Annotated in this window: 1 protein-coding gene; it reads left to right on the forward strand. The window is 70.1% G+C overall.

Annotation, left to right across the window (positions count from 1 at the left end):
• A partial coding sequence (locus tag PKE99_RS37660; protein ID WP_271215045.1) for a zinc-dependent alcohol dehydrogenase occupies positions 1–1,122 on the forward strand: 1,122 nt, incomplete at both ends.

The raw sequence follows: 1,122 nt of genomic DNA on the forward strand, positions 1-1,122 counted from the left end.
TGAGGGCGAACTGCTGGGCCGGCCGCAACGAGGTCGAGGTCCGGGACGTGCCGGATCCGACCATCCTGAACAGCCGCGACGCGATCGTGCGGATCACCTCGACGGCGATCTGCGGCTCGGATCTGCACCTGCTCGACGGGTACGTGCCGACGATGCAGGACGGCGACGTCATGGGCCACGAGTTCATGGGCGAGGTCGTCGAGGTCGGCACCGGTGTCGATCCGGCGCGACTGCGGGTCGGTGACCGCGTGGTGGTGCCGTTCCCGATCGCCTGCGGTGCGTGCGGGGCCTGCGCGGCGCAGCTGTACTCCTGCTGCGAGAACAGCAACCCGAACGCCGGGATCGCGGAGAAGATGTTCGGCCACCCCGTGGCCGGGCTGTTCGGCTACTCGCACCTGACCGGTGGGTTCGCCGGCGGGCAGGCGCAGTACGCCCGTGTCCCGTTCGCGGACGTGGGACCGCTGAAGATCGAGGCCGAGCTCACCGACGAGCAGGTGCTCTTCCTGTCCGACATCCTGCCCACCGGCTACATGGGTGCCGAGATGTGCGACATCCAGCCCTCCGACGTGGTCGCCGTGTGGGGCGCGGGTCCGGTCGGGCAGTTCGCCATGGACAGCGCCCGGGTGCTCGGCGCCGCCTCGGTGATCGCGATCGACAAGGAGCCGTACCGCTTGCGGATGGCCGAGGCGGCCGGGCACATCCCGGTGAACTTCGAGGAGGTCGACGTCCGGTCCCGGTTGCTGGAGCTCTCCGGTGGTCGTGGCCCGGACAAGTGCGTCGACGCCGTCGGGTTGGAGGCCACCCACGGCAGCGCGCACATCCACGCCTTCGACCGCGTCAAGCAGGCCGTCCGGTCCGAGACCGACCGCCCCCACGTGTTGCGTCAGGCGATCTTGTCCTGTCGGAGCGGCGGGATCGTGTCGGTCATCGGGGTGTACGGCGGGATGGTGGACAAGTTCCCGGCCGGGGCCTGGATGAACCGGTCACTGACCCTACGGACGGGACAGTGTCACGTGCAGCGGTACATGACGCCGCTGCTGCGGCGGATCGAGCGCGGCGAGCTCGACCCGACGCGGCTCATCACCCACCGGCTGCCCCTGGAGGAGGCACCGCACGGCTTCG

It is taken from the genome of Pseudonocardia halophobica (genome assembly GCF_027922425.1).
GTDB classification, from domain to species: Bacteria; Actinomycetota; Actinomycetes; order Mycobacteriales; family Pseudonocardiaceae; genus Pseudonocardia; species Pseudonocardia halophobica.